Source organism: Rothia sp. HMSC069C03, from assembly GCF_001811075.1.
GTDB classification, from domain to species: domain Bacteria; phylum Actinomycetota; class Actinomycetes; order Actinomycetales; family Micrococcaceae; genus Rothia; species Rothia mucilaginosa.
In genome coordinates this window covers 224,653-239,514 of record NZ_KZ627135.1, presented here as the reverse complement: position 1 = coordinate 239,514, position 14,862 = coordinate 224,653, and the positions used below count along the sequence as shown (strand labels likewise).

Genomic DNA, 14,862 nt, shown 5'->3' with positions numbered 1-14,862 from the left:
TGTGCGCGGGGTTGCCTGGGGGTTGGGGCCGCCTGGGTTTTGGGTTTCCTGTGCGCGGCATCATGCACGCAGTGAAATATTTCGGAAGGTTCAAGTTTTTCTTGAGTAACGTGCCAATTTCTACTTGAAGGTTTGTTAGGGTGAGAGTGTTTCCTGAACCGATGGGGACACTCAACCACTTCTCATTGGGTTGGCGCAGATTCGACGGAGATCCTATTTACAACCTGCATCAGCGCAATGGGTTCAACCGATAAGGAATGTTTATGTCCGCTCTTCCGAACTCTAAGTCTTCTTTCTTCCGGGCGGCGCAGGGATGCGGTGCACTGGTGCTGGCTGGCGCGATGGTCCTGCCGATGTCTCCGGCGCTTGCCCAGACTGTTGCCGCAGATGCTCCTGCAGCTGCAGCGACCGGTGCTCTGCCGGGTGATCGTGTCCGTGAGAATCCTCCTGTTGCTACTTCTAATGAGTTCGCTCCCCACTGGAGCTACAACGCTCTGAAGGATACCGATAACGATCAGGTTCTGGATTTCTCTGGTTGGGGTTTTAAGGGTGATGTTAACTCCCCGAAGGGTGTTCAGATTGTTGTGCGCGAGAAGGGTACGAACACTCCGGTTCTGGCTATCAGCGACGTCATTGAGTATGACCACGAGGAGCTGGCTTTCGCTTACCAGGGCGGTTACATGACAGGTACCGTCAAGATTCCGGCGAACACCCTGAATAAGGCAAAGCAGTATATTGTCGAGGTGTGGGGTAACAATGGCTACGAGGAGGGTAGCGAAGACCTGGTAGCCCCCATTATTGGCAAGATACCCGAGGGCCGTGGCACCCTGCTCGCTTCTCAGGCGCTGAACTTTAATGATTCTGACGGCACGACGGCTGCGGATATTCCGAGTGCGAAGGCTACCCAGGAGTCTACCCCGACGTTCGAGGTTCTGTACGACGGCAAGGCTCAGCTGCTGTACACCTTCGAGGGCGGTACCGTTCACGTGAAGGGTTCGGGTTTCACCAAGGAGTGGCGTGAGAAGCACGGCAACGTGGCGGTTTATATTGCCGCTTCTCGGGGTGTTCCCGATGGCAGCCTTCTGCCCGCTGATGATACGCCGCTCCGTTTTGAGGAGGGTAAGGACTTCACCATCGCTGAGGATGGCACCCTGGATGCTCAGCTGACGGTCGAGCCGGACGTACTTCAGCGCTACTATGAGCCTCGCAACTACTTCCCCGGCATTCCGCGTTACGAGGTGCGTTACGAGGTTGACCTGGTTGCTGAGCAGCAGGGTCAGCCCCGGCTGACCCTTGATGATCTGTGGGCTGGTAAGAACGTAGTGCAGCGTATTGCGGTGCAGACTCAGGCGTACCGCCCTGAGAAGTTTGCTCCCAAGGTGGCGTACAAGGCTCTGGCTGACACCACCGCGGATCAGGACATTTACTTCTCGGGTACCGGTTTCTACGGTGAGATTCACTCCGTCAAGGGTGTTCAGTATGTGATTCGTGAGAAGGGTTCGAACACCCCTGTTCTGGCGACCAGTGACGTCATTGAGTACAACCACCACGACCGTGCCTTTGAGTATGTGGACGGCGTAGTGGACGGCACCGTGAAGGTTCCGGCTAATACCTTGGATGCTTCGAAGAAGTACGTGGTGGAGGTCTGGGCTAATGACGGCTACAGCGAGATTGGCGAGTTCCTTGCCCCCGTTGTGGGTAAGGCACCTGAGGGTCGCGGTGAGCTGTTGGCTTCTCAGGACCTGAATTTTAAGGGCTCTGACGCTGTTGAGGATAAGAAGCCTAGCTTGACCGATGAGCAGCGCAAGGAGCGTGCTACCCGCGGTGAGCTGGCGGTGGCTCTGTACCTTCAGGCTGGCGCACCAGAGGTGAAGCTGCCTGAGACTTCTCCCTGGCCGGATGTGAAGACTGACGACCCGAACTACGCTGCGTACATTTGGGTTCGTGAGAAGGGCATCAGCTACGGCTGGTCGGACGGCAAATTCCACGCGGACGCTGGTATCTCGAACGCTACCGTCGCAGCGTTTACCTACCGTGCGGCTGGTTCGCCCGCGGTTAGGGGAGATTCCCCCTACAGCGATGTTACTCCCGGTTCGGCGTTCTACCGTGAGATTGTGTGGGCTAGCCAGAATTTGCCTACTGTGTACGGTGGTCGCTATTTCCTTCCTAAGCAGCTGCTGACTCGCGGCCATCTGGAGACTGTTCTGACTGCTTTCCAGTCTCGATAAGCTGGCTCAGCTGATCGACTAGCTGCACGCATAACCCCGTGTTCCTAGACAGGTTTTCTGTTTGGGGGCACGGGGTTCAGCGTTTAACAGCTACTCACTGTGTGAGATTTTCCAGAACCTTAAAGCGTTCCTTGAGTGTTTCCTGACAACTGTTCAACACTTTGCTAGGGTGGGAGTACTCCCGAAACCGACGGGGGTACTCAACCACTTTCTCTTGGGGAAAAACAGGTTCGATAGCGATTTTTATAACCGCCAGCGAGTCCCCTACAACCCCTGGGAGAAACGATTTTAAGGATGTCTTATGTCCTCACTTCCGAACTCTAAGTCTTCATTCCTGCACGCGGCTCGCAACTGCAGCGCACTGGCACTGGCGGGCGCGATGGTCCTGCCGATGACCCCGGTTCTCGCGCAGGATGCAGCACCCGCCGCAAACACCCCTGTGACTAACACACCGGTTGCCAATACCCCTGCAGATGTTACGGCTGAGCCGTCTTTCACCGTTGATTATGGGGAATACGACTTCCTGGACGGTCGTGACTACTTCAGGAAAAAGAGCGACGCCCTGTACACCGGTGAGTACAACGAAATGACGGTGAAGGGCAGCGGTTTCACCAAGGAGTGGCGTGAGCAGCACGGCACCGTGGTCATCTATATTGCTGCTACTCAGGACCGTCCTGGTAATGTGGAGCCTTCCACGTCGATGCTTCGCTTTGAAGAGGGTAAGGACTTCACCATTGAAGATGACGGCACCTTTGACGCTTACCTGAAGATCGATGCCAACACCTTGGAGAGTTACTACCCCCTCACGGAGTATTCCCCGAATATGACTCTGGAGAAGGTGCGCTATGAAATTGGCATCCTTGCCGAACCTAAGGGTCAGCCGCAGTCGACCGTTCAGGATATTTGGGCTCGCAAGAATGTTGTTGCCCACCAGGGTCTGAACGCCAATGATTATCGTCCTGGTACGTTATCACCCATGTTTAAATACGATGCTCTGAAGGACACCACGAAGGATCAGGATCTGCTGATTCAGGGCGTGGGCTTCCATGGGGATCTCCGTGGAGCAGAGGGCATGATGTACCTCATTCGTGAGAAGAGTACCGGTTCCCCGGTCCTGGCTATGAGCGGTATGAAGTACTACCAGTACGATGAGGAAACCTACTCGAACATTCTGGAGGGAGGTTTCGCTTTCGTTACCATCAAGATTCCGGCGAACACTCTGGATCCCTCCAAGGAGTACGTTATTGAGGCGCGGAGCGACTACGGCTATGTCAGCCAGACGGATAAGACTCTCATCACCCCGCTGGTGGGTTATGCACCGGAGCACCGCGGTGGCTATTTGGCCAGTATGGATTTGAAGTTTGAGGGTGTCCAGCAGTTCACGCGTGCTCATACGCCTGATGTACGACGCGAGTACTTTTCGAATTCGCTTACAGATGAGGAGGAGAAACAGCCCGCTACCCGCGGCGAGCTGGTTTCCCTCCTCTATGAGAAGAACGACAGCCCCAAGGTGGATCTTCCTGAGGTCTCCCCGTGGCCGGATGTAAAGACGGACGACCCGAACTACGCCGCCTATATTTGGGCTCGTGAAAAGGGTGTTACCTTCGGCTGGTCTGATGGTAAGTTCCATGCGGATGCCGGTATTTCACGCGCTACCGTCGCTGCGCTGACCTATCGCGCGGCTGGTTCACCGGCCGTGCAGGGTGTTTCCTCCTTCCCGGATGTTAAGCCGGATTCCGCGTTCTACCGCGAGATTCTGTGGGCGACCCAGCAGGGCATTATCAATCCCGACACCGGTACTTTTGAGACATCGCAGACTGTGAATCGCCTTGAGCTGGCATGGATGATGTACTATTTCCTGACCGAGGTTACTCATCCTGAGCTACTTGATTAAGTAAGCCGGGCTGGCTCTAGCCTCAATGCCCCGTGCACCCCGAGAGTCTTCTTCTCACCGGGTGCACGGGGTTCGGTTTTTATCGGCTGATCAACCTGTGAAATGCCTCAAAACCTTCAAGCATACCTTGAGTGTTCTCTGACATCTGCCTGAGGGTTTGATAGGGTGAAGATGTCCCCGCAACCGACGGGGCTTTCAACCACTTTTTGCATAGGGTGTGTGCAGATTCAACGGCGAATTCCCTACCCGCCGTTGAGCCCGCAGAGCCCTGCGAGAAACAACTTTAAGGATGTCTTATGTCCTCGCTTCCGAACTCTAAGTCTTCTTTCCTCCGCGCCGCTCAGGGTTGCGGCGCACTGGCGTTGGCTGGTGCTATGGTTCTGCCGATGACCCCGGCGCTGGCTCAGAATGCGGCCCCTGCCGCTGATGCTGCCGTTGCTGCCGCTACCCCTCAGGCAGCTAACCAGATCGCTGCGGCTACCCCGACCCTGGATGTGTCTCTCCCCAATGGCTACAACTACGATGGCGTAAACGTCTTCCTCGTCACGACTGAGGGCGGTACCGTCCATGTGAAGGGCGCAGGCTACACCAAGGAGTGGCGTGCTCAGCACGGCACCGTGGCGCTGTACATTGCCCCCGCGAACTACGCGCCCTCCGGCTACGAGATTCCGACTTCGAAGATGTTGCGCTTTGTAGAGGGTCAGGACTTCACCATTGCCGATGACGGCACTTTTGAGGCTGACCTGAAGGTTGAGGCGTACGATCTTGCCGCCTACTACTTCGTCGATGACGATTACGCCCAGGATCCGACCGGCGGCACCAAGTACGATGTCCGCTATGAGATTCACGTGGTTGCTGAGCAGAAGGGTCAGAAGCCGCTGACCACTCAGGAGCTGTGGACCAGCAAAAACGTGGTACGCACTCAGGTCCTGAATACTCTGGGTAAGAGGGCAGAGCCGTTCGATCCTAGCTTGGCATACAACGCTGTGGGTAATCCCGCGCAGGCGCAGACTTTGTATGTTAGCGGCAGCGGCTTCCACGGCAATATCGACTCCGTTAAGGGCGTTCAGTTCGTGGTTCGTGAGAAGGGCTCGAACACCCCGGTTCTGGCAGCCAGCGACATTATCGAGTTTAACCACCCCACCATGTACTCGGCGTACCGTGACGGCAACCTGTACGGTAAAGTGAATGTTCCGGCAAACACCCTGGATGCTTCGAAGAAGTACGTGATTGAGGTCTGGGCTAATGACGGTTACAGCGAGAGCGGCGAGCTGCTCGCACCGGTTGTGGGCAAGTCCACCGAGGGCCGCGGTACCCTGCTCGCATGGCAGGACCTGGATCTGAATGGTACGAACGGTTACAGGGATGCAAACCTGCCCAACGCGCAGGATCCTAAGAAGGACGACGACCAGAAGCCTGCTCCTTCCGATGAGAAGCTGAAGACTCCCGCAACTCGCGGTGAGCTTGCAGCTGCCCTGTACATTCAGGCGGGAACCCCCGAGGTGAAGCTGCCTGAGACTTCCCCCTGGCCGGATGTGAAGACTGACGACCCGAACTTCCCTGCTTACGTGTGGGCTCGTCAGAAGGGTATTACCTTCGGCTGGTCGGACGGTAAGTTCCACGCGGATGCCGGCATTTCGAACGCAACCGTTGCGGCTTTCACCTACCGCGCGGCGGGTTCGCCCGCGGTTAAGGGCGACTCCCCCTACAGCGATGTTGCTCCCGGTTCGGCGTTCTACCGTGAGATTCTGTGGGCTCAGCAGAACAAGGTGGTGCTGAACGCTAGCGGCGCTTTCGATGCTCAGCACATGGTGACTCAGGGTGAGCTAGAGACTCTGATTGAGGCGTTCCAGGCTCGCGCTAAGTAAGGTCGTTTAGACCGCCCGTGCTTGCGAGATAATACCCCTCAGAAGTAATGCCCGGTCTGCACGTTCCCTTGAGGATCCTTGGGAAAGGTTCCTGTCGGGTTCGTGCAGGCCGGGCTTTACTGTGCCTAGATTTTTGAAGCCTGCTTCTTGGTAGCTATTCAGCGGCTACTTTCAGCGTTTACTTTTCAGTCAGGCTGGTCCATGCGGCAGTGGGTTCGGTGCTTGCCGAGTGCGCGTCATGACCGGTTGCCACGCCGGTGGAGACGGTGAAGTCCCACGGGTCGGTGTTCAGTGCGGACAGCTTCGTTTCGATGGTGAAGCCGCGCTCAGCGAGCAGGGCGCGCAGGCGGTTTGCCGCCGACTGTAGCCAGAGGGATTCGCTGGCGGCGTGGGAGCAATCAATCAGGGCGATGTTGCTACCGTCAACTCGTGCGGTTTCGCGGAATTCGCTGGCGGGGTGGTGGCGCAGGTCGGCGGTAATGTACACCTGCGCGTCAGTGGCGCGCACAGCGTCGAAGAGGGAGTCACCGGCACCACCGCAGAGGGCGACGCGGCGGATCGGCTGGTCGGCGCGTCCGGCGATGCGCAGGCCACCGGCGGTTGCGGGCAGTGCCGCTGCGAGGCGTTCTGCGAGCTCCTTGAGGGTGATTTCTTCGGGCAGGGTGCCGAGGCGGCCGGTGCCTACCGAGTGTTCCTGTTCGTCGAGTACCTGGGTTTGTGCTTCGGTGAGCGGTTCGCGGTCAATCAGGCCGATAGCGTCGCAGAGTGCTTCGTTCACGCCTTCAACGGCGGCATCGGCGTTGGTGTGCGCGCCGAGCAGGCCGCATCCGCCTTCGATAAGGGTGTGCAGTACATTGCCCTTGTAGTCGCTGTCGGGGATGAACTTTGCGCCGCGTAGCAGTAACGGGTGGTGGGTGATGAGTAGCTGCGCGCCTTCGGCTACGGCTTCTTCAGCGGTGGCGGTGAGGGCGTCTACTGCGAAGAGGACGGTGCTCACTTTAGCGGCGCCACGTCCGGCGACGAGGCCGGAGGCATCCCATCCGGCGGCGAGTTGCGGCGGGAAGAGTGTGTGGAAGGCATCGACGACTTCTGCGAGGGTGGGGGTTTCTAGTTTTTCAGTCATACCTCTATTGTGGCAGGTGGCGCGACAGGGCAGGTGGCGGTTTACGCCAAAGCCCTCGGTAGCACAGGAATATTGTGCGGCCCTGCGGTGTTCTTCAGGTAGTGTGGTTTTATAGTTCAAGGAGGAATCATGACTGATGTTGTACTTGCTGGCGGCTGTTTCTGGTGCCTGGATGCGGTGTACCGCCAGTTCCACGGGGTTGAGGCGAGCGTCTGCGGCTACACGGGCGGCGATACTCCCGACCCCGATTATCGTTCGGTGTGTTCGGGTGCGACCGGGCATCAGGAGGCGCTGAAGCTCAGCTTTGACCCGCAGGTCATTGACCTGGATACGGTGCTGGATATTTTCTTTACGAGCCACGATCCGACCAGCTGGGATCGTCAGGGGGCGGATACCGGTTCGCAGTACCGTTCGGTGCTTTTCTACGCGGATGAGCAGCAGCGTGAGGCATTTGAGCGTGCGGTGGCGCGTGCTCAGCAGCTGTACCCCTCCCCCATTGTCACGGAAGTTAAGCCCCTGGGCGTGTTCTATGAGGCTGAGGAGTATCATCAGAATTATTACGCGTTGAATCCGGTGCAGGGTTATTGTGCGTTTGTGGTGAGCCCGAAGGTGGCTCAGGCGCGCCGTAATTTTGCGCATCTGCTCCGTTAGCCGGTGCTTCCGGTTCAGTCGAGGCGTATTACGTTGTTCACCCTGTAGCTGTCTTTTGTTGTGTGGCAGCTATGGGGTGTCTTCATGCGCCCGGCTATTTGTTGTTCGCCTGTGCTTTAGGGTTGCTATAAGGTACGCCCGGTATGATGGGGGTGTCGACTCACTCCCCCTTGTCCGTTGACCTCACCGAAAGACTGCTGATTACTATCTCTTCTTCTAAGCCCGTCGCTTTGAGCCGCCGCGCCGTGTTAAGTGTGGGCGGTGTTGGTCTTGCCGCCGTGTTGTCTGCGTGTGCGCGTACGGTGCATACGCCAGTTGATATTGCTGAATCTGAATCGGCGAGTGCGAGCCCGTCTGCTTCTCCGGCGTTGCCGTCTGCGAATACGTCGTATAAGGGTAAGGTCACGTTCGATAACTTTGAGAAGAACGGCGAGTACGTTCCTGCCACTGCCGAGAAGAAGGCGCAGAACGTACCCAAACCGATTATGCCGGAGAAGGTGCAGGAGCTGAGCATTGACGGTATTTATGCGCTGATTGGCTATTGGATTTCTAGCTTTAATTATTTGGCGTTGACGGGTGATATTGAGCCGTTAAAGAAGACAGACCCGAGTAGCGAATACTATAAGGAGCTTGAGCCGATGGTTAAGCTCTATGAGACGGGGCGCGGCTGGATTTATGACACGAGTGAGCCGATGTCCGTGTATCTGTTGACGGATACTCCCACGCAGGTTGAGGGCGACCGTATTCGTTATTTCTGGCGTGCTCGTTCTCTGGTTGATCAGAATGCGAAGAGGCATCTGACGGAGGGTGATAACCGCGATAAGTCGCTGGCTAGGGCAGAAGATTCTCAGGGCCAGACGATGAGGATCGTTGTGGAGTATAAGGAGGGTGCTTGGTTTATGAGCACTCAGAAAGATAGGGATGCTGATAAGAGCACGGAGTCTGCGAACCCCTCAGCGTCCTAGTGCACTAATTGCAGCTTTTGAAGTTTTTCTTCGCAAAAGTATACAAGTAGAAATGTTTGATACCTATTTGCACACTTTAGGGTATGATGGGGTTGTCAACTCGCTCCATTTCCTTTGTTGACTTCCTATGAAAGGCTGATTATGACGAGCCCTTCCCCCAGTTCTGTTGGTATGTCCCGCCGCGTGGCACTGGGTGCTACCGGTGCCGGTGTGCTGGCTGCGTTGACTGCGTGTGCTAGCGATATTCGCCCACTGGCTGATGGCTCGGCGTCTAACTCTACTTCCGGTTCTGCTAATGCATCCGCGAGCGCTTCAGCTAGTACCTCACCCAGTGCCTCGGCTAGCGCTTCGCCTTCTGCTTCTTCCGGCAAGCATTATAAGGGCCTCGTGAAGTTCGATAACTTCGAGAAGAACGGCGAGTACGTTCCGGCAACCGCTACTCATAAGGCTCAGAACGTACCTAAGCCTCTCGTTCCGGCGAAGATGAACGAGCAGAATGTTGATGGCTTGTATGCGTTCATTGGCTACTGGCTGGCAAGCTTCAACTATGCAGTGCTGACCGGTGATACTGAGCCGATGAAGAAGGCCGACCCTGCGGATGTGTACGTTGACATGCTGCAGGATTACGCGGTGATGTACGAGAATGATCTGGGCTGGCTGTACGGTTCGGATACCCCGATTACTATTGAGCTGATTAGTAGTGCACCGCAGAAGCCTTCCGGTAGCAGCATCCTGTACTACTGGCCGGCTTACATGAACTACAGCCCTGATGCGAAGATTCACCTTGAGGGTAAGTCTGACCAGCCTTTTAAAACGGCGGAGAGCCCGAACGGCAAGCTGATGAAGGCTATTGTGGAGTACAAGGACGGTAAGTGGTTTATGCTTACCGGCAAGGAAGGCTCTTCTTCGGCTGCTTCCGATTCTTCTTCTAGCTCTTCTTCTGTCTAGGCCCCTACCTTATTGGGTAAGGCCTAACGGATTGAGATAGGATTCTCCCCCGCCCACGGTAATGCACCGTGGCCGGGGTTTCTTTATGTCGGAACTGTGCCGAAATTTTGCTGAAATTCTGCCGGAATTCTATGGAAATACAGGGAATACTCAGGCGAAAACCCAATGGATGGCCGGGGTCGGCGGAGGGTGCCTCAGGTACGCTTAACGTATATACATTGACGTACTACATGCGGTCTTTACCTGCAGGTTGTGAGCTTCGTGCTGACGGCTTTGGAGGTGAAGGATCCGACGAAGGACTTCCGATGACTACCTTCTTCACTCGACGTACCGCTCTGGGTGTTGCTGGTGCTGGTGCGCTTTCTGCGCTGACTGCGTGCGCTAGCGATATCCGTTCGCTGGCTGGCAGCACCGGATCGGCTTCTCCGTCGGAGGCGGCGACCACCTCCGAATCTGCTTCCGCCTCGGCGTCTGCGAGCACTTCGGCGTCTCCTTCTGCGTCTGATGCAGCGTCTGCGAGTGCTTCTGCTGCTTCAGGTCTTCCGTCGTCGGTAAGTCCTATAAGGGTGCGATGAAGTTCGATAGCTATGAGAAGAAGGGTGAGTACGTTCCGGCGAGCGCTACGAATCCGGCTGAGAATATGCCGAAGCCTGTTCCGCCTGCGAATATGAAGGATCACAGTGTTGATGGTGCGTATGCTTTCTTGAGCTTCTGGCTGGCGAGCTTGAACTATTTGATGCTCACGGGTGACCCGGAGCCCATTGAGATGGTTTACTACAAGGGCTACGGCTGGGAGAAGCATCAGAGCACAATCAAGCTGTATGTCTCGGGTGCTGGTTGGGTGTATGGTACGGAAACTCCGTATATTGTTGAGCTGCTGACTAATGCTCCTCGAGAGGTGCCCGGCAGCAATAACACTGCCTTCATTTGGGGGGGGGCCTCGCCCATATGGACCCCAAGATGATGCGGCATTATAGGAATCAGCCTGAGAAGGCGACAAGCGCTGAAGAGTCAAAGAAGAAGGTGGCGAGGTTCCGCCTGGAGTACAAGGACGGCAAGTGGGAGCTGTCTAGCGCCGCGTAGTTGCCGCCTTGCATAGGGTTCAACTCTCCTCGTGACTTCTCGTACCCTAAGACCCCACGTCTGGTAAAACGCTGGGTGTGGGGTCTTAATTTTCTGAACATTCGAGGTGGTCGCGGGGCTATTTGGTGGCTCTCGGGTAACCTTAAAAATATATACATTGACGTACTGATAGGCCTGTACGGGGTGCGTATGTCTGCCGCGGTGTGTGGCATGATTTGCTCTGTATTGGCTCCAACGAAGGGCTTCCGATGACTACCTTCTTCACTCGACGTACTCTCCTGGGGGTTGGTGCGACCGGTGTTCTTGCGGCACTGACTGCTTGCGCTAGCGATATTCGCCCGCTGGCTGATAGCTCCGCCTCCGGTGAGGCTTCGGCGAGTGCCAGCGCTTCTGAACCTGCGAACGCATCCGCCTCAGCATCTGCTTCAGCGACTGAGTCTGCTAAGAAGTCGTACAAGGGCACGGTGAAGCTCGACAAGTACGAGAAGAACGGCGAATACGTTCCTGCCACGGCTGAGAAGAAGGCGCAGAACGTGCCGAAGCCTGTTGTTCCGGAGAAGATGAATGAGGCAACCATTGAGGGCATGTACGAGTTCCTCTGCTACTGGGTGGCAAGCTTCAACTACATGTTCATGACGGGCGATTTCGAGCCGCTCAAGAAGGCTGACCCTGAAGGCCGCTATGCGAACGATCACGCCAATGCTGTTCTTATCTACTCTTCCGGTAAGGGCTGGGTGTATGACACGGATGCGCCGGTTACCATTCAGCTGCTGACTGATGCTCCCAAAAAAGTTGAGGGCGGTCCCAACCGTTACGATTGGCTCGGACGCATTATCTATGATCCCAATGCAAAGGCTCGCGTTGAGGGTCATGACCCTGTTCCTCTGGTTGATGGATCGACCAAGAGCGAGGCAACCAATTTTCCGTTTGACTATAAGGATGGCGTCTGGTTCTTACTCAGTGATGAAGAAGCTGATTCCCCCTCTTCAGAGGCGAGTAGCGCTAGTGCCTAACCCGCGTTCCTAGTCATTTATAGTGATGAGGGAAGCTCTCGAATGCAGTTGAGGCTGCGTGCGGGGGCTTCCCCTTTTTGTTAGCATGGCCTACGTACGGTCGTGTTGAACTATTCCCGCAGACGAGCAGATGCAGGCTTTGAGCGTGTCAACAAACCTGCTCAGGTACGCTTAAAAGCACACGAACAAACTATTGAGGGGTTCCCATGCCTACCTTCGTTACCCGACGCACCGCCCTGGGCGTTGTTGCCGCTGCCGCGCTCGCCTCTTTGACCGCCTGCGCCAGCGATATCCGCCCGCTGGAGGATCCCGAGCGTAGTTGATCCGATGCACCCCTACAAGGGCGAGCTAAAGTTCAATAGCTACAAGTCCACCGGAACGTACCGCCCCGCAAGCTCCACGAAGAAGGCGGAGAACCCGCCTATGCCCGTTCCTCCCGAGAACATGAAATCGAAGACGACCTCGGGCATGTACGCAGCTATAGGCTACTGGGTCGCGTCCCTGAATTATCTGACGGTTACAGGCGACGACACGCCGCTCAAGGCCGTGGACATGGACGTCATCTACGTGCGGAAGATGGAAGCATACGTAGAGTTGTATAAGAAGAATGAGGGGTGGATGTACGGCACCGAGACGCCGCTCGTGGTTGATCTGACCGAGGAGACCCCGCAGAAAGGTAACGATGAGCAGTACCGCTGGAAGGGTATTGCCCGTAGTCATAAGGATACTGTTCTCCATTACGTGCCCGAGGACAGGAACATTCGTCTGGCTGAGACGAGCGGTGACTCTAGCAACGATGAGGTCACTTTTGTGTTGAAATACCGAGACGATGCGTGGATGGTCACCGTTGAGACGAAGAGTTCCTCGACAACTTCCCCTGGGTCCTCGGGCGGAAGCGGTTCTGGCCTCAACGTTTAGAACGCAGTAGCACGGCAAGATACCAGCATAGGAAAATATCTGCGCAGAACAGCTGCAACGTGGCAAAATGCCAGCGCAGGAAAGCGGCAGCACAAGAAGATGGTGACACTTTCCCCTGGTAAACGGCACTTTTCGTTAGCTAACGTAGCTTTTATAGCATTTTCCAAGGTTTAACAACGAAGAAATCATAAACATAACCAAATACACTAAGGTACCCTGAAATAGATACACCGATAATCTATTGAAGGGTACCTTATGTCCACCTTCGTGACCCGACGCTCCGCCTTTGGCATCGCCGCCACCGCCGCGCTCGCCTCCTTGACTGCCTGCGCCAGCGATATTCGCCCGCTCAGCGACCCGAGCATACTTGATGCTCAGCGCGTTTACAAGGGTGATCTGAAGTTTAACAACTACGAATCACAAGGAACCTACATTCCTGCAACCAGCTCGAAGAAGGCGGAGAATCCACCCAAGCCTGTCCCCCCTGCAGAGATGAAAGCCGAAACGACGGAGGGCATGTACGCCGCCATAAGCTTCTGGTTGGCTTCTTTCAATTACCTTATGATTACCGGCGACATTGAGCCCTTTAAGGCTGTGGATATAAACCGAAACGATATCTACAAGGCCGAACCCTTCGTCGAATTTTATGAGAAGAACACTGGCTGGGTGTACGGTACTGATGCGCCGTTCTCAGCAGAGCTGACCGAGGACGCCCCGCAGAAGGTTGACGAACAACAGTACCGCTGGCTGGGTGTTGGCCGATATAACAAGGAAGCAAAGATTCACTACACAGATGGCAGGGAACTCACCATGGCCTCATTGAGTAGCGGCCCCGGTGACTATGAGTTCTTCTTTATCTTGGAGTATCAAGACGGTGCATGGACGGTCAGGAATGAACCAGCCAAACTTACAACGAGCTCACCCAGCTCAAGCGCGAGCAGCTCCGGTGCCTCCGTTTAGAACCCCGGCCATATCGTAGTCGTGCGAGAATCTCTGGGTCCCGTGTTTTTCATCATCTACCGCCGCTTTTACGGCGTTGGAGGCGCACACAACATTGGGCTGACCGTTCCCCTGCGATATTCTGGAATTAGTTCAATACCTGCACATACTTTATTCACCTCAGAAAGAGCCCCATGTCTACCATATACACCCGCCGCACTGCCCTGACCGCACTGGGCCTGGGCACCGCCGCACTTCTTGCCGCATGTTCCTCGAAGTCCTCCGAATCTTCTGCGACCGCGAGCGCGTCCGCTACCGAGTCTTCGACCGCAAGCGCTACCGCATCCGTCTCCCCCACCGCGGAAGCAACCACCACCGTTGAGCCCGGCCCCAGCCTGAAGGGTGAGGTCGTTCTTGCCGACTACTCCTCCACCGGCACTTTTGAGCCCGGCACCAAGGAGCACAAGGCTGTAAACGTTGCGATCCCGGTTGAGCCGGCGAAGCTGCGCGAGAACAGTGTTGAAGGTCTGCACGCGTTCATCGCGTACTGGCAGGCTACCCTGAACTACCTACTGCTGACCGGCGACGGTACCCGCTTCACGAACATTGACCACACCGGCGACTACTCGACTGTGGCTGAGTTCTTCCAGAGCATGTACGCTTCGGAGAGCGGCTGGGTGATCGGCTCGGAGCGTCCGATGATTCTGTCGCTGACTGCTGACCGCCCGACCAAGGACACCCGCACCGGCTACTACACTTGGGCAACCGAGATGGTGATTGATGGTGCTGAGGGTGCTGGCGTGTACAGCAAGACTAATGATCGTGTGCAGTCGCTGACCGAGGTGTTCAAGTACCCGGGTAAGCCGGTGGCTGGTCAGATTGTGGCGCACTATCAGGACGGCACTTGGCGTATGGTGCGTCGTGCTCCGGGTACTGCGTCTGCTTCGCCGGTTCCGTCGCTGAGCCCGAGCGCTTCCGCTGAGGGTACTGCGTCTGCGGAGGCGACTGCTGCAGGTTCGGCGGAGGCTACTACTGCTTCTGCTGAGGCGTCGGCACAGTAGATTCCGCGTCCCCTATACCGCTGAGAAGCCACATGTGTTTCGAGAAGCCACCATTATGGTTGCTTTTCGAAACACATGTGGCTTTTCGCCTTTATTCTTTGAGAGGCTCACGGCGGCACCATAGAACCTAAAAGATCAGCCGACAGATACAGATATAAACAAAAAAGCCTG

Annotated in this window: 14 protein-coding genes; 13 read left to right on the top strand and 1 reads right to left on the bottom strand. The window is 56.0% G+C overall.

The annotated features are described in order from the left end of the window. Positions 1 to 263: 263 nt before the first annotated feature. From HMPREF2779_RS03080 to HMPREF2779_RS03070, 3 genes are all read left to right on the top strand, one after another. Entirely contained in the window at positions 264 to 2,228 is a 1,965-nt protein-coding gene (locus HMPREF2779_RS03080; RefSeq protein ID WP_105360803.1) for a gluconolactonase, read from the top strand. A gap of 301 nt (positions 2,229 to 2,529) precedes the next feature. Continuing rightward, entirely contained in the window at positions 2,530 to 4,122 is a 1,593-nt protein-coding gene (locus HMPREF2779_RS03075) for an S-layer homology domain-containing protein (protein ID WP_105360802.1), read from the top strand. Between the two features lie 296 nt (positions 4,123 to 4,418). Further along, on the top strand, positions 4,419 to 5,990 hold the full coding sequence (locus HMPREF2779_RS03070; RefSeq protein WP_105360801.1) for a gluconolactonase: 1,572 nt from the start codon (positions 4,419 to 4,421) through the stop codon (positions 5,988 to 5,990). Between the two features lie 178 nt (positions 5,991 to 6,168). On the opposite strand, the gene HMPREF2779_RS03065 is transcribed toward HMPREF2779_RS03070, so the two are convergent. Beyond that, positions 6,169 to 7,113: a Nif3-like dinuclear metal center hexameric protein gene (locus HMPREF2779_RS03065; protein ID WP_049327075.1), complete on the bottom strand. Its 945-nt coding sequence runs from the start codon at positions 7,111 to 7,113 to the stop codon at positions 6,169 to 6,171. 129 nt (positions 7,114 to 7,242) lie between these two features. On the opposite strand from HMPREF2779_RS03065, the gene msrA reads away from it, so the two are divergent. The 10 genes from msrA to HMPREF2779_RS03025 all read left to right on the top strand — a co-directional run bounded on the left by msrA (position 7,243) and on the right by HMPREF2779_RS03025 (position 14,691). Beyond that, positions 7,243 to 7,764 (top strand): peptide-methionine (S)-S-oxide reductase MsrA, encoded by a 522-nt coding sequence (gene msrA, locus HMPREF2779_RS03060; protein WP_105360800.1) that lies wholly within the window; start codon positions 7,243 to 7,245, stop codon positions 7,762 to 7,764. 143 nt (positions 7,765 to 7,907) lie between these two features. Further along, on the top strand, positions 7,908 to 8,729 hold the full coding sequence (locus tag HMPREF2779_RS03055) for a DUF6318 family protein (protein WP_105360799.1): 822 nt from the start codon (positions 7,908 to 7,910) through the stop codon (positions 8,727 to 8,729). Positions 8,730 to 8,870: 141 nt separating this feature from the next. Beyond that, on the top strand, positions 8,871 to 9,677 hold the full coding sequence (locus HMPREF2779_RS03050) for a DUF6318 family protein (protein WP_105360798.1): 807 nt from the start codon (positions 8,871 to 8,873) through the stop codon (positions 9,675 to 9,677). Positions 9,678 to 9,982: 305 nt separating this feature from the next. Then, on the top strand, positions 9,983 to 10,252 hold the full coding sequence (locus HMPREF2779_RS09130; protein ID WP_233992234.1) for a hypothetical protein: 270 nt from the start codon (positions 9,983 to 9,985) through the stop codon (positions 10,250 to 10,252). After that, positions 10,249 to 10,641 (top strand): DUF6318 family protein, encoded by a 393-nt coding sequence (locus tag HMPREF2779_RS09125; RefSeq protein ID WP_255402006.1) that lies wholly within the window; start codon positions 10,249 to 10,251, stop codon positions 10,639 to 10,641. Before HMPREF2779_RS09130 ends, HMPREF2779_RS09125 begins: the two co-directional genes overlap by 4 nt. Next, the gene (locus HMPREF2779_RS09285) at positions 10,626 to 10,760 is read left to right on the top strand and encodes a DUF6318 family protein (protein ID WP_369825408.1); all 135 of its coding nucleotides are present in this window, start codon (positions 10,626 to 10,628) and stop codon (positions 10,758 to 10,760) included. The genes HMPREF2779_RS09125 and HMPREF2779_RS09285 overlap by 16 nt, the downstream gene beginning before the upstream one ends. Positions 10,761 to 11,008: 248 nt before the next feature. Beyond that, a complete protein-coding gene (locus HMPREF2779_RS03040; RefSeq protein WP_105360797.1) occupies positions 11,009 to 11,773 on the top strand; it encodes a DUF6318 family protein in 765 nt (254 codons plus the stop codon). Between the two features lie 327 nt (positions 11,774 to 12,100). Beyond that, positions 12,101 to 12,691, top strand: coding sequence for a DUF6318 family protein (locus HMPREF2779_RS03035; RefSeq protein WP_233992232.1), 591 nt, complete (start codon positions 12,101 to 12,103; stop codon positions 12,689 to 12,691). Positions 12,692 to 12,946: 255 nt separating this feature from the next. Next, positions 12,947 to 13,651: a DUF6318 family protein gene (locus HMPREF2779_RS03030; protein ID WP_105360796.1), complete on the top strand. Its 705-nt coding sequence runs from the start codon at positions 12,947 to 12,949 to the stop codon at positions 13,649 to 13,651. A gap of 173 nt (positions 13,652 to 13,824) precedes the next feature. Then, positions 13,825 to 14,691, top strand: coding sequence for a DUF6318 family protein (locus tag HMPREF2779_RS03025; RefSeq protein ID WP_105360795.1), 867 nt, complete (start codon positions 13,825 to 13,827; stop codon positions 14,689 to 14,691). The last annotated feature ends 171 nt before the right edge of the window (positions 14,692 to 14,862 follow it).